Origin of the sequence: Amycolatopsis keratiniphila subsp. keratiniphila, from assembly GCF_001620365.2 — a bacterium.
GTDB classification, from domain to species: domain Bacteria; phylum Actinomycetota; class Actinomycetes; order Mycobacteriales; family Pseudonocardiaceae; genus Amycolatopsis; species Amycolatopsis keratiniphila.
Genome location: NZ_LQMT02000014.1, coordinates 33,478 through 56,638, shown reverse-complemented (window position 1 = coordinate 56,638; position 23,161 = coordinate 33,478). Strand labels below are relative to the sequence as shown.

Here is a 23,161-nt window from a genome sequence, read left to right as displayed (position 1 = left end):
ACGGTAACCCGCATGCCGACTTTCTCCGAAGACGCGAGCTCCCGGCCGAGGTCCCGCGCGGCTTCCGGACGGCCGGCCGTCACCAGGGACCGGATCGTCGGCGCCGCGCTGGAGCTTTCGGCCGAGTCGGGCCTGGAGAACTGGACGTTGCGGCAGCTCGCGGCCGCCGTCGACGCCTATCCGGCGGTGGTCTACCACCACGTCGGCGACCGGGACACCGTCGTCGTCGCGGTGCTGGACCGGGTGGTCGGCGAACTGAAGCTGCCCGGCGAAACCCTGCCGTGGCGGGACTGGTTCGACGAGTTCCTGCCGACCGTGCGGACCGTGCTGCGCCGCTATCCCGGTTCGGCGCGGCGGCTGGCCCTGTTCGGCCCGTCGGTCGCCGCCGCCGTGCCGACCATGAACGCCGGGATCGGCCGTCTGCTCGCGGCGGGTTTCGGTGGCGAGGCGCCGTTCGCCTACAACCTGCTGCTGGCCACCGCCTGCCAGTTCGTCGCGATGGAGGACGACCGCGAGAGCGCGATGGCGCTCCAGCTCGACCGCTGCGAGGGCTACGCGGCGTACCGCACACGCGACGATCTGCCCGGGATGGCGGCACTGGGCGAGTCGGTCGCCGAGCTGGTCGCGGATCCGGACCTCGCGGCCGGTTACTACGAGCGGCTTTACCATTACGCCGTGCAGCGTTGTCTCGACGGTCTCGAACTCCGGCTCACCCAGCTGAACGCAATCGGACGTTTGACAGAGCCATGACAGGGAATCGGCGTAGTGTGGAGGAATACCGGTGCTCGTCACCGGTCCCGAAGCCCCTGGCACCAACCTCCCCCTCGAGGTGCCGGGGGCTTCTCCCTTCTCAGCCTCGCTGGATCTCGGGGAAGACCTCGCCGACCAGCGTGACCAGCGATTTGCTGAGCAGGGTGTGCACCTGCGCGCGATCGAGCGCACCACGCACGAGCCATTCGCGGCCCGCCGCCTTGACCATCCCGCCGAACGCGCGGACGAGCGCGTTCAGCTCCGGCCCGTGTTCGCTCTCGCGGGAGAGGCCGACGGCTTCGAGCACCCGGTCGGCCGATTCGCGATCGGCCTCTTCGAGGATCCGTTCGACCTCGAGGTCGCGGCCGATGCCCTCCGGCGCGATCGCGGCCAGCCACATCTTCTCCTGGCTGGTGACCATGTCCAGGAACCAGTCGATGGCGACGTCGGCACGCAGTTCGAGCGGGCCTTCCGGCAGGATTTCGACGGCGAGCCGCGGCACGGTCAGCGCCCGCCGGATGATCTCCAGGTAGAGCTCGCGTTTCGTGCCGAAATAATGGTTGATCAGGCCCCTGGCGACCCCGGCCTCCGCCGCGATGTCCGAAGTGGACACTTCGGAGTAGGGACGGTCGGAGAAAAGGCGGGCCGCGCAGGCGAAGATCTGCTCCTTGCGCTCGTCCGGTTCCAGTCTCCGCCATCTCGGCGCCGGCTCGGTGGTCATGCGGTCAATCTTCCCACGATCGATTCAGCCCGGCCGGACAACGGCTCTGGATCCCTTTCGACATCGAAAAGCGCTGTGACATTCAAAAGCAAAGTGTCAGTTAATCCGGCGTGTACCGTCTGTTGGCCCGCTGGTCTTTACCGTCTTCAGTCAGGTGGCATGCCGTGCGCGCTGTCGGGGCGCGTTTGCCTCCTACCGGCCCGGCCTGGCGAGTAACCCCCCCTAGCTCGCCAGGCCCGGGCCTTCTTCTTTCGGCGAGGGACGTTCGGCGGGCAGCAGCAGCGTGAACGTCGTCGGCGCCGGGCTGGTCAAGCGCAGCCGCCCGCCTTCGGCCTCGGCGAGGCTCCGCGCCAGCCGCAGTCCGATCCCGTTGCCTTCGTGTTCCTCGGTCCGGTCGACGTTCGCGAACGGATCGCGCCCGTCCTCGATGGCGCCTTCGTCGCTCACGTCGATGGCCAGCGCGTCCCCGGCGTCGCGCGCGAGGACGGACACCGTGCCGCGCCCGTGGGTGGCCGCGTTGTCCAGCAGTACGGCGAGCACCTGCCGCACGGCCGCGTCCGCCGCCCGCGCCGGCAGGGCGTCCCGGCCGCTGATCCGCAGCGCGCGGCCGCGTCCGGCGAGCAGGCCGTGCCAGGTCTGCCGGATCTCTTCGAAGAGTTTGCCCAGGTCGAGCAGGGCGCGCGGGGCCCTCGTCTGCTTGGCCAGCGCCAGCAGGTCGTCGATGGTGCGTTCGAGCCGGTCGGCCGAGGCGATACCGTCCCGGATCGTCGCGTAGGGGTCGCGATCAGGGCTTTCGAGTGCCGCCTCCAGCTGCAGGCGCAGCCCGGTCAACGGCGTTCGCAGCTGGTGGGAGGCGTCGGCGGAGAAGGTCCGCTCGCGGTCCAGCGTCTCGCCGATCCGCTCGGAGGTGACGTCGAGCGCTTCGGCGACCTGATCGATCTCGCGGACCCCGGTCCGGTGGGCGCGGACGGTGAAGTCGCCCTCGCCGAGCCGTTCGGCGGTGGCGGCCAGATCCTCCAGCGGCCGCGCCAGCCGGGTGGCGATCCGGCGCGCGATCAGCCAGCTCGCGCCGATCGCGATCCCGCCGAGCGCGATCATCTTCAGCCAGGTCAGGCGGATCTTGGCGTCCAGCTCCGACCGGGGATGGGCGGCGCGGACCACCCCGACCAGCGACGGTCCGCTGAGCACCGGGACGGCCAGGACGACCTCGTCTTCACGGATGCCGGTCGCCATGTCGGTGTAGTGCGCTTCGCGGACGAAGCGGTCTTCGCTGGCCGGGCCGTTGCCCGCCAGGAGCCTGCCGGTCGGCGTGTAGACCGCGACCCTGATCCCCCGGATCCGGCCTTCCTCCGCTTTGACCGGTCTCAGTTCCGGGATCCGGCCGTTGGCCAGATCGCCGGTGACGTCGAGAACGACCGTGTCGGCGACCCGTTCGAGGTCGTGGGTGGAGTTGCCCTCGTGGAACCTGGCGACCGCGACCGCCAGCGGCGCCCCGAACAGGGTGATCGCCAGCACCGCGGCCAGCACGGTGAGGGTGACGATCCGGCGGCGCACGCTCAGAGTGTGGCCGAAGAGCGAGAGGATCACCCACCCGACGCGATATTTTGCCGTCCGTTGACCTGAGATCAAGGCGATGTTGACCCCCTTCGCTTTACCTTGGGGCCATGCGCCGACGTGCCGCCGTCATGGCAGGCCCGGGGCCCGGATCCGTCCCCCTCGTCCGGTTCGCCGTCCCGGGCGAGTGTGTGGCCGTGCTGCCCGCAGGCGGGGGCGACGTCCCCATCGGCGCTCCCGGGGCAGGTGTGCTGCTCCGGCGCGGGAACCTCTTCGATCACCTCACCGTCGGGCGGAACGTGGTGCTGGCGGGCAGGCTCGCCGGCCGCCGTTCCCTCCGCTCCGCCGACGACCTGCTGGAACTGGTCGGGCTGGCCGGGCGGGGCGACGACTACCCGGACACGCTGTCGGCGCTGGAAGGCGCGCGGGCCGGAGTCGCCGTCGCGCTGGCCGGGGCGCCCGACGTGCTCCTCGCCGACGAACCCGCCGGCGAACTCGACGGGCTCGCCGCGCTCGAACTCATGGATCTGCTGTGCGCCGTCGCGGCCCGCGGGACGGCCGTCGTCGTGGCGACCCGTGACCCCGAGATCGCGGCGGCCGCGCAGCGGATCGTGAGAGTGGCGTGACGCCGCCACTCGTCCGCGCCGACGAGCTGGCACACACCTACGGTTCCGGGCTGACCGCCGTGGTCGCCGTGCACGGCGTCACCTGCGTGATCGCCGCGGAGACCCGCGCGGTGGTGACCGGCAGGGCGGGCGCCGGGAAGACCACGCTGCTGCATCTGCTCGCCGGGATGAAGAAGCCGACGGCGGGCACCGTCGACTGGCCCGCCTTCGAGCCGTCGCCGCCCGGACCCGACCTGATCGGGCTGGTGCTGCAGGACGGCGGGCTGCTGCGCGACCTCGACGTCCGGCTCAACGTCGCCCTGCCGCTCGTGCTCGCCGGGCGGACCGGCACGGCGGTCCGTGACGCCGTCGACGGCGCGCTGGAACTCGTGGGCCTCGACGGTTTCGCGAAGAAGGCGCCCCGCGATCTGACCGGTGAGCAGATCCGGCTCGCCGTCCTGGCCAGGGCCCTCGCGCCCGCCCCGAAACTGATCCTCGCCGACGACCCGGCGGGCTGGCTCGACCAGCGCGAGGGCGAGCGGCTCCTCGGCAGGCTCGTGCGCGCCGCGGACCAGCTGGCCGCCGGACTGCTGGTGGCCACGGCCGAGCCTGCCCCGGCCGGGCTCTTCGGTGAACAATGGTCCATGGTCGACGGGAAGCTGGTGCTGGACCGGTGATCGCGGCGATGGCGTTGTGGGTCGGCGGGATCGCGCGTGTGCGCCCCGCCAGGCTCGGCGTGCCCGCGGCCGGGGTCGCGATCGTGACCACGCTGCTCGCGGTGCACGACTGGACCTGGGTCCCGGCGCCGCGCTGGATCCCCGCGATGGTGCTCGTGGTGCTGCTGTCCACCCCCTCGGCGAGGGTGCTGCGGGCGGATCAGGACCTGCTGCGCGCCCGCGGCGCCACCGGCGGGCAGGTGATCGGACTGGCCGCCGCCGAAGCCGCGGTGGCCGGGCTCGCCGGCGGCGTCGCCGGGAGCGCCGTGTCCCTGGCCTGTGGCTTCTCGACCGGCACGGGCGTAGCCGTCGTCCGGGAAATCGTTCTCTTGCTGCTCGCCGGGGTGCTCGTCGCGGCACTCGCCATCCTGCCCCCGGTGCTGCGCGAGTGGTATTTCGTCCCGGCCGACGGCGGGCCGCCCTGGTGGTCGCCCTACGGCCTCGACTTCATCCTGCTCGCGCTCGCCTTCGTCTGGCCGCTGTTCGGCTGGGCGGGCGGCACGATGCTGCTGTGGCGGCTGGTGGAACTGGGGCTGCGGAAGGGGAAGCGGGCGATCGGCGGGATACTCCGGCCGCTCGTCTCGGGACTCGCGGGCGTGATCGCGCTGTCCATTTCGTGGCGGAGCGCGCTATTGGCGCGGTCGGTGGTGCTGGTCGCGCTGGCGGTGGCGTTCGCCATCGCGACCGCCCTCACCAGGGACGGCTGCGGCGAGGCCGAGGTGGACCTGATCGCGTCCCTGATCCTCGCGGCCGCCGCGGCCGGGCCGTCGTTCGGGGCGGCCCTCAACGAACGCCGCCGCGACCTGCTGATCGTGAGCACGCTCGGCGGGAAACGGCGGCAGGTGGCGGCGTTCATCGCGGGCGACGCGCTGGTGGTCGGCGGCGGTGGCCTGATCGCCGGGCATCTGCTCGGCGTGCTGTTCGTCTTCGTCTCGAAGGTGGAAAGGGTGCCTTCGCCGCACGGCTACCTCGGGCTGTTGGCCCTCGTGGTGATCGTGTCGTGCGTGGCCGCGTCGGCCCGGATCGCGCAGCTCGCCGCCCGCGACGAGGTCTCCGACCTGCGGGACTACTGACTCTCGAAGGGCTGTTCGAGGCGGTAGCCGTGGCCGCGCAGGGTCGAGATCCTCGGCGCCTGCTCGGGCGTGGGCGCCGACTCGGTCAGCTTCCGGCGCAGCGCCGCGATGTGGACGTCGAGCGTCTTCGTGGAGCCGTACCAATGCGCGTCCCACACCTCGGACATCAGGGTGTCGCGGCTGACCGCGACGCCCGGCTGTTCGGCCAGCCGGGCGAGCAGGTCGAACTCCTTGGCCCGCAACGCGATCTCCTTGCCGCCGACACTGACCCGGCGGCCGGCGGTGTCCACCCGCAGATAGCCGATGGCGATCGCGGGCCTGCTCTCCGGCGGCGCCGTCCCGCGCCGCAGATGCGCCCGCACCCTGGCGAGCAGTTCGCCGAGCCGGATGGGTTTGGTGAGGTAGTCGTCGGCGCCTGCCTCCAGGCCCACGACGACGTCCATCTCCTCCTGCCGCGCGGTCAGGATGACCAGGACGGCGCCGGGCAGCTCCGCCCGCAGCCGTCGGCAGACCTCGACCCCGTCCAGATCCGGCAGCCCGAGGTCGAGCAGGACGAAGTCGATGTCGCCGTCCGCGGCGGCCGCGAGCGCGGTGCGGCCGTCGCGCTGCCAGGAGACCTCGTAGCCGTGCAGACGGAGGGTCGATTCGAGGACGCCGCCGATCGCGTCGTCGTCTTCCACCACCAGCAGTTTCGGCATGCGGGGGAGCTTAACCGTTGAACACTGTTCTTTTCGGCTGAGACGTTAGGAACACCACGCCTTCCGTAACGGGGCGCTAACGTTTCCTTCGATATGTCCATAAAGGACAGATCGCGGCGGCCGCGAGGCACAGCCAGGCGAACACGTCGCCGACACGGGCGTACACGGTCTGTGTTCTCGGCTGCACCGGCAGATCCGCGACGAGCGTCTGCTGATCCGTGCGGTAGTAGTCGGCGTGCCCGAGCACCCGGCCCTGACCGTCCACGGCTGTGGAATTCCCGTGGGTGGAGTGCCGGAAGAGCGGATATCCGTTCTCCACCGCGCGGAAGACGGCCTTTTCCGCGTGCAGCGAGCCGAATCCCGGCCAGTCGTTGGCGGGGACGAGCATCAGCGAGGTCCCCTTGTCCGCGGCTTGGCGCATCAGGCCGGGGAAATCCGCGTCATAGCAGATGACCGACGCGATCCGTCCGTACGCCGAATCGGTGGTGGGGACGATGCCCGGGCCGGGGGTCATCGGCTCCATCGGCGTCGGATGCGTCTTGTCGTAGGTCCACAGCACCTCGCCGGACGGCCCGACGAGCACGGCCACGTTGCGGATGAACGGAGCCTGCGCGGTGTAGAGCGAGTACGCGAGTCCGACGTGGATCCCTGCTTGCTTCGCTTCGGTGCCGACGCGGGCGAGCAAAGCCGCCTGGTCGCGCTCCAGCACACTGGCGTGGGTTTCCGGCCAGAGCACGATCTTCGCCCCCGCCGACGCCTGCTGCCGGGTCCTCGTCACGAGATCCTCGGTGACCGGCGCGAACGCGGCGCCGACCGCGGCCGGGTCGGCGGCCACGACTTCTTCGGCACGCCAATACTTCACTCCGATCCGCTTCAACGCGTCGGAACTCGTCCGGTCCGCCTCGGCCGACGGGCTGATCCCCGCGACCCGCACCGTTTTCGTCGTGGGAGCGTCGAACAGCAACCGCGCGCCACCGGCGGCGAACACCACGCCGAGCAGGCAAAGGTGCACGACGACCGTGCGCTGGACCGGCCGCCACCCTTCCGCCCAAACGGTGTTCGCGACCGAGGCGGACCACGCCATGACGAAGGTGAGGCCGTACACGCCGGTCACGGAGGCCGTTTGGAGCAGCGGCAGATTCGTGGACTGGGTGCTGCCGAGCGCGCCGAAGTCCCCGAATCCGGTGATCACCGTGAAGAGGTATTCACCCGCGACGAGCGTCACCGGGAACACCAGCGTTCTCAACGGGCCGGCGCGGTCGGCGAGCAGACGGTCGGCGAGGAACGCCGTCGTCTGCAGCACGGCGAGCAAGGTGAAGGCGAGCAGAGCGGAGAGCACGAACAGCAGACCGGTGACACCGAGCCAGAACACCTGCCCGATCAGCAGGGACAGGCCCACCATGAGGATCGCGCGGCGCGTGGGCGCCAGCCGGGCGTAGCGGAGGAGGAAGACCGGGAACACCCAGGCCGCGAGCGGAACGTTCCAGTCGGTGTGGACGGCGAGCAGGAGCAACGCTGTGCCCAGCCACCAGAGCAGCCGTGGTTTCATGCCGCGAACGGTAGGAGACCACGGCCGCCCGGACAGCGGACCTTGGGCAGCGAGCGACCCTTACTTTCGTCAGGAAACGTGGTCGCGGTAGGCCTGGACGGTCTCCGCCAGCACCTCGCCACCGGGGCGGCGCCAGAGATCGGCGTCGAACACCTCGACCTCGATCGGGCCGGTGTACCCGGCGGCCTCGACACAGGCCTTCAGGTGCCGGTGATCGATCGGGCCGTCACCGGGCAGCGCCCGGCCGAGCAGGGTGTCGGTCAGGGGCACTTTCTGGTCGCAGACGTGGAATCCGGCGATCCGGCCCGCCGCGGCGGCGATCGACTCCTCGATCCGCGGGTCCCACCACACGTGGAACTCGTCGACGATCACGCCGACCTGATCGGCCGGATGCTCCAGCGCGATCGCCAGCGCCTCGTCCACAGTGGACAGGACGGAACGTTCGGCGCACTGCATGGGGTGCAAGGGTTCCAGGCCGAGGCGGACCCCGCGCTCACCGGCGTACGGCGCCAGCTCGCCGACCGCGTCCGCGACGCGCTGCCGAGACGACTTCAGGCTGCCGTTCACCCCGCCGACGACCAGGACGAGGACGTCCGCGCCCAGCGCGGCGGCTTCGTCGATCGCCTCCCTGGTCTGCGCGACACCGTCCACTCCGGCGCCTTCCGGGGTGACCCCGGTGAAGAAACCGCCACGGCACAACGACGACACGCCGACGTCGTACTCCTTGAGCAGCCGGGCGGCTTCGTCGACGCCGGTCTCGGCGACCTTGTCGCGCCACAGGCCGATCCAGCGGACACCCGCCTCGGCGCAGCCCGCGACGGCCTCCGGCAACGACCAGGCCTTGGTGGTGATCTGGTTCAGGCTCAACCGGTCCATCAGGCCACCCCCGCCGCGGCCAGCAGCGGCCGCATCCGCGCGACGGCCAGCTCCGGGTCGGTGAGCGCGCCCGCGGCGTCGGCCAGGCGCAGCAGTTCGGCCAGATGCGTGATGGAGCGGGCCGACTCGCGGCCGGCGACCATGCGGAAGTGGTCCTGGTGCCCGTTGAGGTAGGCGAGGAAGACGACGCCGGTCTTGTAGTTCCTCGTGGGGGCGCGGAAAATGGCCCGGCTCAGCGCCACCGTCGGGTCGAGCAGGCCGTGGAAACCGGCCTTGTCACCCTCGTCGAGGCGGGCGAGCGCGGCACCGGCGACCTGCGCGACGGCGTCGAAGATGCCCAGAAGCGCTTCGCTGTGGCCCTGGTCGTCTCCGGCGATGAGCTCCGGGTAGTTGAAGTCGTCGCCGGTGTAGCACTTGACGCCTTCGGGCAGCGCGCGGCGGAATTCGGTCTCGATCGACGCGTCGAGCACCGAAACCTTGACCCCGGCGATCACGCCGGCGTGCTCGGCGCAGAGCCTGCCCAGTTCCTCGGCCGCCTTGCGGACGTCGCCGTGGCCCCAGTAGCCCGCCAGCGCCGGGTCGAACTGCTCGCCCAGCCAGTGCAGCAGGACCGGACGGTCCGCCCCGGAGAGCAGTTTCCCGTACGCGGCATGGTAATCCGCGGGTCCGGACGCCGAGGCGGCGAGCGCGCGGCTGGCCATCACGACCGGGATCGCGCCCGCCTCGCCGACCAGATCCAGCTGCTCGCGCCAGGCGTCCACAATGGACCCGGCGGTGGCTTCGCCGTCGGGGAGCTGATCGGTGCCGACACCCGCCACCCACGGCCGTCCGGCGGCGAGCGCCCCGGTGCGGCGGATCAGGTCCTTGGTGGTGGCCCAGTCCAGGCCCATCCCGCGCTGCGCGGTGTCCATGGCTTCGGCGACGCCGAGACCGCAGGACCACAGGTGCTCGCGGAAGGCGAGCGTGGTGTCCCAGTCCAGCACCGCGCCTTCTTCGGGGTCGGCGGGGGAGAACGGGTCGGCGACCACGTGCGCGGCCGCGTAGGCGATCCGGGAGGTCGGCGGCGTCGCCGGTTTCGCGGGCGTTTCCGCCCCTCGCGGCGTCCACTCCGCCAGGCCGCCGTCGGCGGTGGGAAGGGCGATCAAGGTCATCGGGTCTCCGTGGCGCGGGTGTGAGAAAGCGCTTTCTCGGACCACGTTAAGTCACTCCTCAGGCCGTACACAAGGGTTTCAGCGACCGGGGGCCGCGGTGCTGCGGCGCAGGACGACCTCGCCGGACAGCTTCACCACGCGCGGCCGGGTGCCGGGGGAGGCCTTGAGTGCCAGGTCCATGGCCCGTTCGCCCAGTTTCTCCAGCGGCAGCGCGACCGTGGTCAGCGCGGGGGTGAGATCGCGCACTACCGGGATGTCGTCGAAACCGGCGATCGACATCTCACCGGGCACGGAGACACCGGCGTCGCGCAAGGCCGACATCGCGCCGATCGCCATCACGTCGGTCACCGCGAACACGCACGTCGGCCACTGCTTGCGCGGCCGGGCGAGGACCTTCTCCATCGCCTCGTAGCCGCCGTCGCGGGTGAACGCCGCCTCGAAGACGTCGTCCTCGGCCAGTTCGACGCCGTGCTCCACCAGTTCCGCGGCGAACCCGTCGAGCCGGTCGACGACGGTGGTGAGGCTCTTCGGCCCGGCGAGCACAGCGAACCGGCGGTGCCCCAAGTCCAGCAGGGCCTTGGCCAGTTCGGCGCCGCCACCCCGGTTGTCGGGCTGGACGGTGTCCACTTTGAGCCCGCGGTGCCTGCTGACCGCGGCGACACGCCCGCCGCCGCGCCGGTACGGCTCGAGTTCGGCGGCCATCGCCTTTTCCCACGCCTTGTCCTCGAACGCCGAACCGATCAGCAGAATCGCCGACGCGCGCTGGGCACGCAGCGTCGAAACGTAGGCGACCTCCTTGGCCGGATCGCGGAACGTGCTCGCGAGCATCACCAGAAGATCGTTCTCACTCGCCGCGCGCATGATCCCGCCCGCGATCGCGGCGAAATACGGGTCGCCGACGTCGTGGCAGATCACTCCGACGGTCGGCTGTGAGCCACCGGCCAATGCCTGAGCGTGAGCATTGGGGGTGTACGAGAGCTCGGCCGCCGCGGCGATCACTCGTTCGCGGAGATCTCCCCGGACGGTGGCGGTGCCGTTGAGTACGCGGGACGCGGTCGCGAGCGACACGTCCGCGGTGCGCGCCACATCTTCCAGCGTCACGTGGGGGCGGGCCTTCATCGATCCTCCAAGCTGGCGTTTGGGGCATAGTGGCGGACATGCTCGGCCTTTATCCGGAAATCGAACCTTACGTCCAAGGGATGTTGCCCGTCGGTGACGGCAACGAGATCTATTGGGAGGAATGCGGCGATCCCGAGGGCAAGCCGGTGATTTTCCTGCACGGCGGTCCCGGGGGCGGTTCGGGTCCGAGACATCGCAGACTGTTCGATCCGGACCGGTACCGGATCGTCCTTTTCGATCAGCGCGGCTGCGGGCGCAGCACGCCGAACTGCGCCACCCCGGAGGCGGATCTCTCCGTCAACACGACGTGGCACCTGGTCGCCGACATCGAGCGCTTGCGCGAGCATCTGGACATCGAACACTGGATGGTCTTCGGCGGCTCGTGGGGGAGCGTGCTGGGGCTGACCTACGCGGAAACCCACCCAGGACGAGTCACGGAACTCGTCCTCCGCGGGGTGGCCACCTTGCGGGTGAAGGAACTGCAATGGCTCTACGGCGGGGGAGCGGCGTTCCTCTTCCCCGAGGCGTGGTCGCGGTTCCTGGCCCCGGTGCCGTATTCGCGCCGCCAGGAGAACCTGATCGAGGTCTATCACGAACTGCTGAGCCATCCGGATCCCGCCGTGCACGGTCCCGCCGCGATCGCGTGGAGCCGCTGGGAGGGGGAGACGGTGAAACTGCGTCCCCAGGACGAGGTGATCGACGCGTTCAGCGATCCCGCGTTCGCCCTCGCGATCGCGAGGATCGAGAACCACTACTTCCGGCACGGCGGCTGGCTGGCCGAAGATCAGCTGCTCCGCGACGCCGGGAAGCTCCGGGACATCCCGTGCGTTCTGGTCCAGGGACGCTACGACGTGGTCACCCCGGCCATCACCGCGTGGGAGCTCAGCCAGGTGCTGCCCTCCGCCGAACTGGTGATGGTCGGCGACTCGGGTCACGCGTTCGACGAACCCGGCACCCTGCACGAGTTGATCAGCGCGACCGACCGGTTCGCGTCAGACTGGGTGGGCGCCGGTACACGCCAGGACGAGAGGAACACAGACATGCTTTTCGGTGACGAGCACGTCCGTCGCTACGAAGAGACCGACGGCGAGGTGGGCCACGACTGGGAGAAGGGCGCGCCTTGCCTCATCCTCACCACCAAGGGCCGCAAGACCGGCGAGGACCGCAAGTTCGCGCTGATCTACCAGTTCGACGAGCAGGACAACCCGGTGATCGTGGCCTCGAAGGGCGGCGCACCGGAGGACCCGGGCTGGTACAAGAACCTGCAGGCCAACCCCGAGGTCAAGGCCCAGGTCAAGGCGGACAAGTTCACCGCGCGCGCCCGGACCCTCGAAGGCGAGGAGCGCGCGAAGCTGTGGGACAAGCTCGCCGCCGTGTGGCCGGACTACAACGAGTACGCGAAGAAGACCGACCGCGAGATCCCCGTGGTGGTGCTCGAGCGCGTGTGATCCGCGCCGCGTTCGCGCGTGGTTTCAGCCGAACCAGGGCGGGTTCGGCTACGAATTACGTCCATGGTGCTGAGACCCCGTGAACGCTGGACCGCGCTGAGCCCCGCTTCGGGGGACCTGCTGACGTTCCGCCAGATGATCGCCTTCGGCCGGCGCTTCGCCCGCGCCGGCCGGGGCGCCTGGTTCGCCTTCGCGATCAACGTCGTGTGGCCGTTCCTGGTGCTGTTCACCCGGTTCCGGGTGCGCGGCGGGGAGCACCTGCCCTCGTCCGGCGGCTTCCTGGTCGCGTCGAACCACCTCTCGTTCGCCGACCCGACGACGGTGACGGCGTACTGCCTCGCCCATGGGCGCGTGCCGCGCTACCTGGCGAAGGCGAGCCTGTGGGACGCGCCCGTCATCGGCTCGGTGATGCGCTCCGGCAAGCACATCCCGGTCTACCGCGGGGCCGCCACGGCGTCGGACGCGTACCGCGACGCCGTCAGCGCCGTCCGTGAGGGTGAATGCGTCGTCATCTTCCCGGAAGCCACCTTCACCGATCACCCGGACGGGTGGCCCATGCGCGGCAAGACCGGAATCGCGCGGATCGCGCTGGAGACCGGTGTCCCGGTGATCCCGCTGGCGAACTGGGGCACGCACCACCTGCTGCCGTCGGACGCCGTGCTCCCGCGCGCCTTCCCGCGCAAGACGGTGAACCTGATCGCCGGCCCGCCGGTGGACCTCTCGGACCTCATGACGCCCTCGCCGTCCCGCGAGGTGCTGGAGGAGGCGACCAAGCGGATCATGACCGCGGTGACCGACCTGCTGATCGAGATCCGCGGCTCGCGTCCCGAGTAGGCAGTCTCACCCTTCGGACCGTCCCGGTGAGGGGTAGGTTTCGAGGTATGAGTCACACTATGACGTCGTTGTCCTGGGGGCCGGAGTCGGCGGTTACGTGGCGGCGATCCGGGCGTCGCAGCTGGGGCTGAGCGCGGCGGTCGTGGAGGAGAAGTACTGGGGCGGTGTCTGCCTCAACGTCGGCTGTATCCCGTCGAAGGCACTGCTGCGCAACGCCGAACTCGCGCACATCGTGACCAAGGAGGCGAAGTCCTTCGGGATCCAGGTCGAAGGGAAGGTCAGCTTCGACTACCAGGCCGCCTTCGACCGCAGCCGCAAGGTCGCGGACGGTCGCGTCAAGGGCGTGCACTTCCTGATGAAGAAGAACAAGATCACCGAATACGACGGGCACGGCACCTTCCTCGACGCCAACACCATCGAGGTCAACGCCGAGCGGATCACCTTCGACAACTGCGTGATCGCCACCGGCGCGACCGCGCGCCTGCTGCCGGGCACCACGCGCAGCGACCGCGTGGTCACCTACGAACAGCAGATCATGGAAAACGAGCTGCCGGAGAGCATCGTCATCGCCGGCGCGGGCGCCATCGGCGTCGAATTCGCCTACGTGCTGCACAACTACGGCGTGAAGGTGACCATCGTCGAATACCTCGACCGGATGGTCCCGCTCGAAGACGCCGAGGTTTCCGCGGAACTCGCACGCCGCTACCGGAAGCTCGGCATCGAGGTGCTGACCTCGACCAAGGTCGAGTCCATCGACGACACCGGCTCCAGCGTGCGCGTGACCGTGTCGAAGAACGGCGAGCAGCGTGTCCTGGAAGCGGACAAGGTGTTGCAGGCCATCGGTTTCCAGCCGCGGGTCGAGGGATACGGCCTGGACAAGACCGGTGTCGAGCTGACCGACCGCGGCGCCATCGCCGTCGACGCGCGGGGCCGCACCAACGTCCCGCACATCTTCGCGATCGGCGACGTCACCGCGAAACTGATGCTCGCGCACGCGTCCGAGTCCATGGGCGTCGTCGCCGCCGAAACCATCGCGGGCGCCGAGACCATGGAACTCGACTTCGTCATGATCCCGCGCGCGACCTACTGCCAGCCGCAGATCGCCAGCTTCGGCTGGACCGAAGAACAGGCCCGCGAAAAGGGCTTCGACGTCCAGGTGGCGAAGTTCCCCTTCACCGCCAACGGAAAGGCGCACGGCCTCGGCGAGGCCGTCGGCTTCGTGAAGATCCTGAGCGACGCGACGCACGGCGAGCTCTTGGGCGCGCACCTGATCGGCCCGGAGGTCACCGAACTCCTGCCGGAGCTGACTCTGGCGCAGCAGTGGGACCTTACGGTGCACGAGATCTCGCGGAACGTGCACGCTCACCCGACTCTTGGGGAAGCGGTCAAGGAAGCCGTGCACGGTCTCGCGGGCCACATGATCAACATGTAAGCGTGAACCTGCCACGGATTCGCCGATCTGCGGCAGACTCCGTATCCGGACCCGGTTGGCGCTAGCTCGATTCGGTGGAGGGAACGGTGTCCTGGAACGGCTGGGAAGGCGAGATCTGGGCTCGGCATGCCGATCGGTACAACGCAATAGCCGAAGGATTCAACCAAGCGTTGTTCGCGGCGGCCGTGATCGGGGAGCGTGATCGGGTGCTCGATGTCGGCTGTGGGACCGGGCAGACCAGCCTGCTCGCGGCCGAACGAGCGGTTCGCGGTCGAGTCACCGGCGTTGATCTGTCGGACTCGATGCTGGCCCAGGCGCGAGAGGACGCGTCCGAACGGCAGTTGGCCAACATCGAGTTCGTGCGGGCCGACGCCCAAGTGCATCCTTTTCCCGCAGCCGGTTTCGACGTGGTGATCAGTCGATCCGCGCTCATGCTCTTCGTGGATCTCGACGCAGGCTTCAGGAACATCGCTCGAAGTCTCCGCCTCGGTGGACGGCTGGCCTTCACCTGTCCGCAGGGACCAGACCCCGACAGTGACTACTCACGGGCGACCGCCCCGCTGCGTCCTTTCATGCGGTGGCTGTCGCCGGCACAGCGCGGCGTTGGCTCTCTCAACGAGGTGACACGTATCCACGCGTTGCTCCACGATGCAGGATTCGCCGACGTGAGCGCTGTCTCGGTCGAGGCGCCCATCGTGCTCGGCCGGGACGCTGCCGACGCGGCTGACTTCCTGTTCGCAACTGGCCCTGTTCGGTACAACCTCGCCGACGTGGATCAGCACGTCATCGACGAGCTTCGCAGGGAGGTCCAGGCAGGATTCCGCCAGTTCGAGTCTTCCGGCGGGGTGCGGCTCCTTCGTACCGATCGGCTGGTCACCGCGTCCAGGGTGCAGAACGTCAGAGGCTGAGGAAACCTTGCTGAACTCGCCCCATGTCAGGGTGGCGCTCACGTTACGGGGAACGGGGGAGAAGCCTCACAACTTCATCCCGCACCAAGGCCAGGAGGCCTTCACGGACAACGCGATCGCCACCCGTAGCCCTGCAACACCAGCAGCCCCACAAGTCACAGCGGTGGCGCGTGAAGGCCCCCTTCCCTCGGCTGAGCCGAGGAAACTCGACCTTCATACCTTGCCGAGTACATGAAGGCCCCCTTCCTTGCGCCTAGGTACAGGAAGGGGGCCTTCATGTACTTCCGGCGGGCACGGGCGCCCGCGCGAGTCGCAGAGCGGGTTAGAGCGTGTGCATGGCGATCAGTTGCCCGATGGCCCGGATGTTCGAACCCCGGAACTCCAGCCGCACGTTCCCCAGCCCGCTGAACCACAGGTCCAGCTCCGCGTCGAGGTCGAAGGTGCCCGCGGTTTCGATCGAGAAGGCCTGGATCCTGTTGTACGGCAGCGAGGTGAAGTCCTTCTTCTTGCCCGTCATGCCCTGGACGTTCACCGCGATCAGCCGCTTGTTCGTGAACACCACGAAGTCGCGCACCGCCTTGAACGACGAGATGATCTCCTCGCCGGGGATGATGATCGGCTGCACCGTCGGCGCGATGTCCTTCGGCTTGCACGGCGTGAGCTTGAAGACGGTGTCCTTGGAGAAGTCAATCATGTACTCCAACATACGGACGAAAACAAACGGACGACCGCGACACCGGGACCCGTCCCCGGCGGGATCTCGCATAATGCCGGGGATCAGGAGGAGGGACGATGAAGCGGCTCACGACGACGCACGAGAGCCTGGCGCTCGGCGTGCCCCGGTCGGCGCCCGGCGCGGTGTTCGCGCTCACGCTCGCGGGCGGCGTGTCCGTCGATCCCGGTGAGGGCGGCGAGATCTCCTTCGGGCGTAACCGGCCGCAGGTCGACGTCTGTGTGGGGGAGAACGACCTGCAGGTCAGCCGCAAGCACGGGCTGCTGAACTTCACCGACGGGCGATGGTGGGTCAGCAACACCGGCCAGTTGCCCATCCGCCTGCCGAATTCCCGCTGGCTTTCCCGCGGCGAGGAGCCGATTCCCCTGTCGGACGGGTACACGCCGCTGTTCGTCCGAGGGTCGGGCAGGCGGGAGCACCTGCTCGAGTTGTACGTCGCGGGTCCCGAGGGCGGGCATCCCGTCACCCGGCACGACGACGTCACCGTGCCGCCCCGCCGCTGGCGTCTCAGCGCGGAAGAACGCTTGGTCCTGGTCGTCTTCGGGCAGCGCTACCTGCTGCACGACCTCAATCCGCAGCCGTTGTCCCGCCAGCAGACGGCCGAGGTGCTCTCCGAGCTCAGGCCCGGCGAGACGTGGACCGCCCGCCGGGTCGAGCACGTCGTCATCGACGTGCGGGGGCGGTTGTCCGCCGGCGGCGTTTTCGGGCTGAGGCGCGAAGAGGTCGGCGAGCCGGTCGGCAACGCGTTGAACGACAACCTGTTGCGAGAACTGGTGTTGTCCACGACGCTCGTCCCGCCGGACCTCGCCCTCCTCGAAGCGCTCGACTGAGTGTCCATAGAGGACGGTCAGCGCACGCCCTCCATCGCCGCCTTCGCGACGTCGCTGTCCTCGTCGGCCTTGGTGGCCACCTTGACCAGTGCCGCCGTGGCCTGATCCCGGCTTTCTTCGGCTTTCACGCGTCCCGCCGAGGCCGCGTTCACGCCGAAGAAGGCGCCCACCACGGTGCCGATCACCGTCCCCGCCGCGGTGATCACCGCCGTCACGTCCGACGTGTTCGGATACCGCCACACCGCCGCGACCGCGATCACCGCGAGCGCGCTGAGGCCCGCCAGCACCGTCATGAAACCGTAGTTCCTGCTCATGGCCCGCTCCCTTCAGGCTCTTTGCGCCCATGCTTCGCCCGAACGGTGCCCGTCGTTACGGCAAAAGGCCGGACCGTTACCCGCCGATGCCGAAACGTATGTCGTGCTCCGCATCCGGCACTACGAATTCCAGCAGCCGCGCGCCCTCTTCGGCGATCGAATCCTGATCTCGCAAGGGTTCCCGCGATTCGATCGTCAGCGTCGCCCCTTTGATCGCCCAAATGGCCAGGAATTCACCATCGACGAGCAGCGTGCCCCTTCGGCCGCCGTTACCCGGTGGCAGCGGCACGCGGCGGCCGTCGGGGATCACCCGCGCGCGGTCGGCGTGGGAGAGCAGGACGTTGTCGTACTCGGGAAGGAACCGTGGTGGCGCCGGGGTTTCCGGATCGGGGCGCGGTGCGTCGGGAAGGTCGAACAGTTCCTTTCCCTCGACGTCGGTGAAGGTGATCAGCCGCGGCCGCAGCCGTTCGAAGACCTCCTTCAACCGGGTGAGCCCCGACCAGAGCTGCGCGTCGCGGACGGTCGCCGGGCCGAACGCCCCGAGATAGCGCAGCACCAGGTCGTCGAGGGAGATCCCGGCCGTGATCGGCTCGCCGACCCAGTCTTCGAGCAGGGCGAACGCGGCCGGACCGGTCTGGCCCCACAGGCCGCGCGGGGTCACGTGCGCGAGGGGGAGCAGGCTGTTGACCGCGTAGCCGAGCGTCGGCTGGTCCGCGTCGGGCCATCGGGGCGCCAGCGCGGTCCGGATCTCGGCGCGGGTGCGTGGCCGCTCGGCCAGCAGGGCCCGCCCCGCTTCGGCGATCGCGGCGAGATCCAGCTCGGCGACCTCCCGCGAATAGTGGCCGAGGAAACCGCGCTCGACCACCGGTGCGAGGGTGGGCCACAGCGCGAGACCGTCGGCGGCTGTGACCAGGTGCACCGTTCCGCGCATCAAGGTCATCCGGACGACTTCGCGGGCGGCCAGCGGTTTCGCCAGCTCGTCCACTCGGAAATCGCGAAGCCGCGACCACAGCCCGACATACGACGAGTCGGGGGCCTGCGCCTGGAGGCCCGCCAGCCGCTCGATCGCGGTGACGGCGGGAAGATCGGCGCGATCCAGCAGGAGCTGCCTGGCCAGGGTCGCGCGGTTGAGGGCCCGGGGGCTGAGCTGATCCATTCGTCAGACGCACTTTCGCAGGAAGGAACGGAGGTCTTCGGCGAACAGACCGGGGACCTCCATCGCCGGGAAGTGGCCGCCGGTGTCGTACTCGGACCAGTGTGCCACCGGACCGTCCTGAAGGCTCCGGATCGTGGTGTCCCCGGCGAAGACCGCGATCCCGAGCGGCGGGCCGGCGGGGGCCTCGCCGCCGTCGTCCCAGCCGCCTTGCGCCATCTGCCGGTAGACCTCCATGCCTTCGTACACGGCGTGCGCGGAGGACGCGCCGGCGCCGGTGAACCAGTACAGGCTCACCGCGGTCAGCAGGTGGTCGCGATCGACGGCGTCGTCCGGCAGTTCCTTGGCCGGATCGGTCCATTCGGCGAACTTCTCCACGATCCACGCGAGCTGGCCGGTGGGGGAGTCGTTCAGCGAATAGGCCAGCGTCTGCGGCCGGGTCGCCTGCAGGTGCAGGTAGCCGAGACCGTCGGACTGGAACCGGTTGAAGCGTTCGGCGCGCTCGCGGTCCTTCTCGTCGAGGCCGTCGAGGTCGACCGCCGGGCCGAACGGCGTGCCCGCGCTGGTCCCGGTGAGGTGCGTGCCGACCACCCGGTGCGCGGCGATCATCGACAGAATGCTCGCGACCCCGGCGCCCGCGTCGGTGCCGTGGACGCCGAAGCGCTCGTAGCCGAGGCGGTCCATCAGCGTGACCCACGCCTGGGCGACGCGGAACAGGTTGCCGCTCACCGGGTTCGAGAACCCGTAACCGGGCAGCGACGGGATGACCAGGTGGAACTCGCCGCTGAGCTCCTCGACGACCCGCCGGAATTCGAACGGCGAGCTCGGCCAGCCGTGCGTGAGGACCACCGGCAGCGCGTCCGGGGCGGTCGACCGGATGTGCAGGAAGTGGATGGTCTGGCCGTCGATCTCGGTGGTGAATTGCGGGAACTCGTTCAGTTCCGCTTCCTGGGCGCGCCAGTCGAAGCCGTCGGCCCAGTACTCGGCAAGTCCCTTGAGGTAGGCGACGGGAACGCCTCGGCTCCAGTCGCCGGTGACCTCGCGGGGCCAGCGGGTGCGGGTCAGGCGCTCCTTGAGGTCGTCGAGTTCGGCCTGGTCGATGGCGATGCGGAAGGGCTTGATCTCGGTCATGGGGCTAGATTAGGAACGATTGCGGAAAGGTTCGTTCCGCGATTGCGGACAAGGTGGAATTCATGGCGGAAACTTCGGCGAGACTGCTGCGGCTCCTGTCGTTGCTGCAGGCCAGACGCAACTGGACCGGGCCGGAACTGGCGGAGCGGCTCGACGTCACGACCAGGACGATCCGGAACGACGTCGAGCGGTTGCGAGGGCTCGGCTATCCGGTCGACGCGACGCCCGGCGTCTCCGGCGGGTACAGCCTGGGCGCCGGTGCGGCCATGCCGCCGCTGCTGCTCGACGACGAGGAGGCCGTCGCGGTGGCGATGGGCCTGCGCACGGCCGCGGGCGGGACGATCGCGGGGATCGAGGAGACGTCGGTGCGCGCGCTGGCGAAGCTGGAGCAGGTGCTGCCGTCGCGGCTACGGCACCGTGTCGCGGCGCTGAATTCCGCGACCCTCGCGGTGCAGGGCGGCGGGCCCACGGTCGACGCCGAAGTGCTCTCCGCCATCGCCGGTGCGTGCCGTGACCGCGAGACCCTGCGCTTCGATTACGTGGGACACAACGGATCCGAGACCCGAAGGCAGGTCGAGCCGCACCGCGTCGTGCACATGAGCCGCCGCTGGTACCTCGTCGGCTGGGACGTCGACAGGCAGGACTGGCGCACGTTCCGCGCGGACCGGGTGCGGCCGCGTACGCCGAACGGGCGCCGTTTCGAGGAGCGCGAACCGCCCGAAGGCGGCGTGGTCGCCTACCTCCAGCGTGGTGTGGGCGCGGCCTTGTGGCGGCACCACGCGACGATCCGGCTGCATGCCCCGGCCGCCGAAGCCGCGGCGAAGGTGCCGCCCGCCGTCGTCGTCGAAGCCGTCGACGAGCGGACCTGCCTGCTCAAAGCCGGCGCGGACACACTGGAGTATCTGGCGCTCTACCTGGGCCTGCTCGACGCCGATTTCGAGGTCGTCGACTCGCCGGAATTCGCCGGCCACCTGCGCAAACTGATCGGGCGGTTCAGCCGCGCGGTGGGTGCTTGACGTCGAAGACCAGCTCCGGGCGCTCCCAGGCGATCTTCGGCGGGTTGGGCGGTACGACGCCGACGCGGCGGGCGCCCATCCGCTCGTAGAACCCGGCGGCCGGTGGATGGGAGACGACGCGCACCTCGGTCATGCCGAGCTCCGCCGCCTGGCCGAGCATGTGCTCGACCAGCCACGCGCCGATACCCGTGCCCTGGGCCGAATCGGCGACGAACAGCAGGTCGAGCTCGGCCGGGTACTCGATCAGGCTGTAGAAACCGACCACGTCCCGCTGCGCGTGCGCGACGTACGCGGGATGGGTGGCGAGGTAGTCCTCGGTGACCTGGTAGCCGTCGAGGATCGAGGCGTATTCCCCTTGGTAGGCGGCCGATTCGTGCATCAGCGCCGTCAGCCTGCCGGCGTCGGAAGCGCTTGCCCTGGAGATGCGGTAGCTCGTCACGAGCGCAGCTTAGAACGTCACACCGACAATTCTTGACCTCCAGCTATCTGGAGGTATCAGGCTGGGTTCCGACAGCTGGGGAACGAACTGGAGGAACGAGATGAAAGCGGCCGCGTTCACGGAAGCCGGTGGCCCGGAGGTGCTCCGGGTGCTGGAGCTGGAGGAGCCGCACGCCGGAGCGGGGGAGGTCCGGGTGCGGGTGAAGGCGGCGGGGGTGCAGCCGTACGACGCGGCCGTGCGGGCGGGCTGGGAACCCGCGGGGATGGAGCTGCGTTGGCCGCGTGTCCCGGGGAACGAGTTCGCCGGGGTCGTCGACGAGGTCGGTTCCGGGGTTACCGGCCTCGTCGCGGGGGCCGAGGTGCTCGGGTTCACCGCGGTGCAGGCGTACGCCGAGTACATCGTGGTGCCCGCGGAGAACGTCACGCCGAAGCCAGCGGAGATGCCGTGGGAGGTCGCGGGCGGGTTCACGGCGGGGACGCAGACGGCGTACCTGGCGCTGGACGCGCTGCGGGTCGCCCGTGGCGAGACGCTCCTGATCCATGGGGCGGCGGGCGCGGTGGGCACGGCCGCCGTCCAGCTCGCCGTGTTGCGCGGGGCGCAGGTGATCGGGACGGCGAGCGAGGCGAACCAGGAGTACGTCCGTTCGCTCGGCGCCGAGCCGGTGGTCTACGGCGACGGCCTCGCCGAGCGGGTGCGGGCGCTCGCTCCGGCCGGGATCGACGCGGCGCTGGACGGCGCGGGCGGGGTCGCCTTCGATCTGTCGCTGGGGCTGGTCGGGAATCCGGACCGCGTGCTCACGCTGGTCGAGCACGGCCGCGCGCCCGAGGCCGGGGCGCGAGTGGTCACCGGGACGAGGTCGGCCGAGCGGCTGGGGATGCTCGCGTCGTTGTACGTCAAGGGGGAGCTGCGTTTCCTCGTGCGGCGGACGTATCCGTTCGGCGAGGCCGCGGCGGCGCACCGGGAGATCGAGACCGGGCACGGGCGGGGGAAGATCGTGCTGACCTTCCCCTAAACGGGCTGACCGGGGGGCGTGGGGGCGCCCTCGGTCAGGTGCACGAAACACTGACGATCTTGACGGTCACCTTGGTCTTCGAGGACGGCGTCGAGAGGACCGAGCGGCGCGCGGTCACGCTTGTTCCGATGAAAGTGAGGGTATCGGTCACCGTGCCCGATTCGTCGCCTGTGATGTCATAGGTCAACGAGCACATTCCGTGGCTTGCCATGGTTTCCGCGGAGCCCTTGTAGGTCAGGGCGGGTTCGACGACCACGCTGCAGCCGGCGGAGCCGAAGCATTTTTTGGAGTAGGTCTTCAGATCGAGGGTGAAATCCGCCGGAGTGAGCGGTGGGGGACTGGTCGTCGTCGGTGCCACGTAAACGGGCGCGGTCGCGCGTGTGGTGCTTTCGTAGGAGCCGTCGGCCAGGACCCAGCCGCTGATGCCTTGGCACGGCGGCTTGAGTGTCTGGTCCCGGCAGGGTGATGCGGTCGATTTCGACGCGACCTTCTTTTCGCCGCGCTCGTTGCCGAGCAGTACGAGTGTCAAGGTCGCCGTGAGCGCTGCGGCGACGATGGCGGCAGCGAGTATCCACGGCCAGCGTCGGGGTTTGGCCGGACGCGCGGCCGGTTCGGGTGGGATGTACATGGCGCTCTCCCGCTTTGTGGTGGTGCTTGCCGGACGTACTCGTTCGATCCGCGCGCGGCGTTACGACAACTCCTGTCGGCATCACCCTTCAGTGGCAAATGTGCGCTTTGACTGTCGCTTAAAATTACGAACACGTGTTCGACGGATTTGCGGTATTATCGAGGTGTGTCCGAGACCTTTCTCCCCGAGTTGCCGCAGGAGTTGTGGCGTGCCGGCAAGCTGGAGCTTGCCCATGGCGTGCAGCAGTTCTTGCAGGTGATTCGCATGGCCACTGCCGGGTTGGGGCAGTTTCTGGCGGAGATCGAGAATCGGGGCGCCAAAGACTTATACGGGCATGGCAGCACGGCGAGTTGGTTCGCGGAGCTCGCGGGGTGAGGCGGGTGCGGTGGTGAAGCGGGCTCTTGCGCTGAATCCCACCCGGGCCTTGGATGGCACGGAGGTTCCGCCTGTTGCTCCTGCCACCGCTGCGGT

24 protein-coding genes and 2 pseudogenes are annotated in these 23,161 nt (G+C 69.5%); 13 read left to right on the top strand and 13 right to left on the bottom strand.

The window, feature by feature from the left end; all coding sequences use genetic code 11:
• The first annotated feature begins 12 nt into the window (after window positions 1-12).
• Window positions 13-750, top strand: a complete 738-nt coding sequence (locus AVR91_RS15480; RefSeq protein WP_063272750.1) for a TetR/AcrR family transcriptional regulator — start codon at window positions 13-15, stop codon at window positions 748-750.
• Window positions 751-850: 100 nt separating this feature from the next.
• Here the strand turns inward: AVR91_RS15480 and AVR91_RS15475 are convergent, their stop codons facing one another.
• Complete coding sequence (locus AVR91_RS15475) at window positions 851-1,471, bottom strand: TetR/AcrR family transcriptional regulator (RefSeq protein ID WP_016332163.1); 621 nt, start codon at window positions 1,469-1,471, stop codon at window positions 851-853.
• 222 nt (window positions 1,472-1,693) lie between these two features.
• On the bottom strand, window positions 1,694-3,058 hold the full coding sequence (locus AVR91_RS15470; protein WP_063272749.1) for a sensor histidine kinase: 1,365 nt from the start codon (window positions 3,056-3,058) through the stop codon (window positions 1,694-1,696).
• Between the two features lie 77 nt (window positions 3,059-3,135).
• Between AVR91_RS15470 and AVR91_RS15465 the strand changes: the two genes are divergently transcribed.
• From AVR91_RS15465 to AVR91_RS15455, 3 genes are read left to right on the top strand one after another with little or no spacing between them, the layout of a single operon-like run.
• Window positions 3,136-3,651, top strand: coding sequence for a P-loop NTPase family protein (locus tag AVR91_RS15465; protein WP_228708362.1), 516 nt, complete (start codon window positions 3,136-3,138; stop codon window positions 3,649-3,651).
• Window positions 3,648-4,307 (top strand): ATP-binding cassette domain-containing protein, encoded by a 660-nt coding sequence (locus tag AVR91_RS15460; RefSeq protein WP_063272747.1) that lies wholly within the window; start codon window positions 3,648-3,650, stop codon window positions 4,305-4,307. Before AVR91_RS15465 ends, AVR91_RS15460 begins: the two co-directional genes overlap by 4 nt.
• Window positions 4,304-5,419: an ABC transporter permease gene (locus AVR91_RS15455; protein WP_063272746.1), complete on the top strand. Its 1,116-nt coding sequence runs from the start codon at window positions 4,304-4,306 to the stop codon at window positions 5,417-5,419. Before AVR91_RS15460 ends, AVR91_RS15455 begins: the two co-directional genes overlap by 4 nt.
• Here AVR91_RS15455 and AVR91_RS15450 read toward each other — a convergent pair.
• The 5 genes from AVR91_RS15450 to AVR91_RS15430 all read right to left on the bottom strand — a co-directional run bounded on the left by AVR91_RS15450 (window position 5,413) and on the right by AVR91_RS15430 (window position 10,812).
• On the bottom strand, window positions 5,413-6,117 hold the full coding sequence (locus AVR91_RS15450) for a response regulator transcription factor (protein WP_016332168.1): 705 nt from the start codon (window positions 6,115-6,117) through the stop codon (window positions 5,413-5,415). The two genes, AVR91_RS15455 and AVR91_RS15450, sit on opposite strands and share 7 nt — an antisense overlap.
• A gap of 76 nt (window positions 6,118-6,193) precedes the next feature.
• A complete protein-coding gene (locus AVR91_RS15445) occupies window positions 6,194-7,666 on the bottom strand; it encodes an apolipoprotein N-acyltransferase (protein WP_063272745.1) in 1,473 nt (490 codons plus the stop codon).
• 69 nt (window positions 7,667-7,735) lie between these two features.
• Entirely contained in the window at window positions 7,736-8,542 is an 807-nt protein-coding gene (locus AVR91_RS15440; RefSeq protein WP_063272744.1) for a sugar phosphate isomerase/epimerase family protein, read from the bottom strand.
• Window positions 8,542-9,693 carry a dihydrodipicolinate synthase family protein gene (locus AVR91_RS15435; protein ID WP_063272743.1) on the bottom strand — a complete coding sequence of 384 codons (1,152 nt, stop codon included), beginning with the start codon at window positions 9,691-9,693 and terminating at the stop codon, window positions 8,542-8,544. Before AVR91_RS15435 ends, AVR91_RS15440 begins: the two co-directional genes overlap by 1 nt.
• Before the next feature lie 78 nt (window positions 9,694-9,771).
• The gene (locus AVR91_RS15430; RefSeq protein ID WP_063272742.1) at window positions 9,772-10,812 is read right to left on the bottom strand and encodes a LacI family DNA-binding transcriptional regulator; all 1,041 of its coding nucleotides are present in this window, start codon (window positions 10,810-10,812) and stop codon (window positions 9,772-9,774) included.
• A 38-nt stretch (window positions 10,813-10,850) separates the two neighbouring features.
• Here AVR91_RS15430 and pip point away from each other — a divergent pair.
• The 5 genes and pseudogenes from pip to AVR91_RS15410 form a co-directional block, all read left to right on the top strand.
• Window positions 10,851-11,789, top strand: a pseudogene (gene pip, locus AVR91_RS15425) (prolyl aminopeptidase); the annotation flags it as partial.
• A 63-nt stretch (window positions 11,790-11,852) separates the two neighbouring features.
• Window positions 11,853-12,260 carry a nitroreductase family deazaflavin-dependent oxidoreductase gene (locus tag AVR91_RS44590; protein ID WP_427846413.1) on the top strand — a complete coding sequence of 136 codons (408 nt, stop codon included), beginning with the start codon at window positions 11,853-11,855 and terminating at the stop codon, window positions 12,258-12,260.
• Between the two features lie 63 nt (window positions 12,261-12,323).
• Window positions 12,324-13,094: a lysophospholipid acyltransferase family protein gene (locus AVR91_RS15420; RefSeq protein WP_063272741.1), complete on the top strand. Its 771-nt coding sequence runs from the start codon at window positions 12,324-12,326 to the stop codon at window positions 13,092-13,094.
• Window positions 13,095-13,191: 97 nt separating this feature from the next.
• Window positions 13,192-14,526 carry a dihydrolipoyl dehydrogenase gene (gene lpdA, locus AVR91_RS15415; protein ID WP_394329952.1) on the top strand — a complete coding sequence of 445 codons (1,335 nt, stop codon included), beginning with the start codon at window positions 13,192-13,194 and terminating at the stop codon, window positions 14,524-14,526.
• Between the two features lie 86 nt (window positions 14,527-14,612).
• Window positions 14,613-15,434: a class I SAM-dependent methyltransferase gene (locus AVR91_RS15410; protein ID WP_063272739.1), complete on the top strand. Its 822-nt coding sequence runs from the start codon at window positions 14,613-14,615 to the stop codon at window positions 15,432-15,434.
• Window positions 15,435-15,756: 322 nt separating this feature from the next.
• Here the strand turns inward: AVR91_RS15410 and AVR91_RS15405 are convergent, their stop codons facing one another.
• On the bottom strand, window positions 15,757-16,128 hold the full coding sequence (locus tag AVR91_RS15405; RefSeq protein WP_043848634.1) for a PH domain-containing protein: 372 nt from the start codon (window positions 16,126-16,128) through the stop codon (window positions 15,757-15,759).
• 98 nt (window positions 16,129-16,226) lie between these two features.
• On the opposite strand from AVR91_RS15405, the gene AVR91_RS15400 reads away from it, so the two are divergent.
• Window positions 16,227-16,997: an FHA domain-containing protein gene (locus tag AVR91_RS15400; RefSeq protein WP_063272738.1), complete on the top strand. Its 771-nt coding sequence runs from the start codon at window positions 16,227-16,229 to the stop codon at window positions 16,995-16,997.
• A 17-nt stretch (window positions 16,998-17,014) separates the two neighbouring features.
• Here AVR91_RS15400 and AVR91_RS15395 read toward each other — a convergent pair whose 3' ends face one another.
• The 3 genes from AVR91_RS15395 to AVR91_RS15385 form a co-directional block, all read right to left on the bottom strand.
• Window positions 17,015-17,311: a hypothetical protein gene (locus AVR91_RS15395; protein ID WP_016332181.1), complete on the bottom strand. Its 297-nt coding sequence runs from the start codon at window positions 17,309-17,311 to the stop codon at window positions 17,015-17,017.
• 76 nt (window positions 17,312-17,387) lie between these two features.
• Complete coding sequence (locus tag AVR91_RS15390; RefSeq protein ID WP_063272737.1) at window positions 17,388-18,467, bottom strand: winged helix DNA-binding domain-containing protein; 1,080 nt, start codon at window positions 18,465-18,467, stop codon at window positions 17,388-17,390.
• Between the two features lie 3 nt (window positions 18,468-18,470).
• Window positions 18,471-19,595 (bottom strand): epoxide hydrolase family protein, encoded by a 1,125-nt coding sequence (locus tag AVR91_RS15385; RefSeq protein ID WP_063272736.1) that lies wholly within the window; start codon window positions 19,593-19,595, stop codon window positions 18,471-18,473.
• Window positions 19,596-19,657: 62 nt separating this feature from the next.
• Here AVR91_RS15385 and AVR91_RS15380 point away from each other — a divergent pair, with 62 nt between their 5' ends.
• Complete coding sequence (locus tag AVR91_RS15380; protein ID WP_063272761.1) at window positions 19,658-20,611, top strand: helix-turn-helix transcriptional regulator; 954 nt, start codon at window positions 19,658-19,660, stop codon at window positions 20,609-20,611.
• Here the strand turns inward: AVR91_RS15380 and AVR91_RS15375 are convergent.
• A complete protein-coding gene (locus tag AVR91_RS15375; protein ID WP_063272735.1) occupies window positions 20,589-21,050 on the bottom strand; it encodes a GNAT family N-acetyltransferase in 462 nt (153 codons plus the stop codon). The two genes, AVR91_RS15380 and AVR91_RS15375, sit on opposite strands and share 23 nt — an antisense overlap.
• 100 nt (window positions 21,051-21,150) lie before the next feature.
• Between AVR91_RS15375 and AVR91_RS15370 the strand changes: the two genes are divergently transcribed.
• Window positions 21,151-22,062 (top strand): NADP-dependent oxidoreductase, encoded by a 912-nt coding sequence (locus tag AVR91_RS15370; protein WP_063272734.1) that lies wholly within the window; start codon window positions 21,151-21,153, stop codon window positions 22,060-22,062.
• 34 nt (window positions 22,063-22,096) lie between these two features.
• Here the strand turns inward: AVR91_RS15370 and AVR91_RS15365 are convergent, their stop codons facing one another.
• Complete coding sequence (locus tag AVR91_RS15365; protein ID WP_063272733.1) at window positions 22,097-22,690, bottom strand: hypothetical protein; 594 nt, start codon at window positions 22,688-22,690, stop codon at window positions 22,097-22,099.
• 165 nt (window positions 22,691-22,855) lie between these two features.
• Between AVR91_RS15365 and AVR91_RS43810 the strand changes: the two are divergent.
• Window positions 22,856-23,161: pseudogene (locus AVR91_RS43810) on the top strand (HNH endonuclease); the annotation flags it as partial.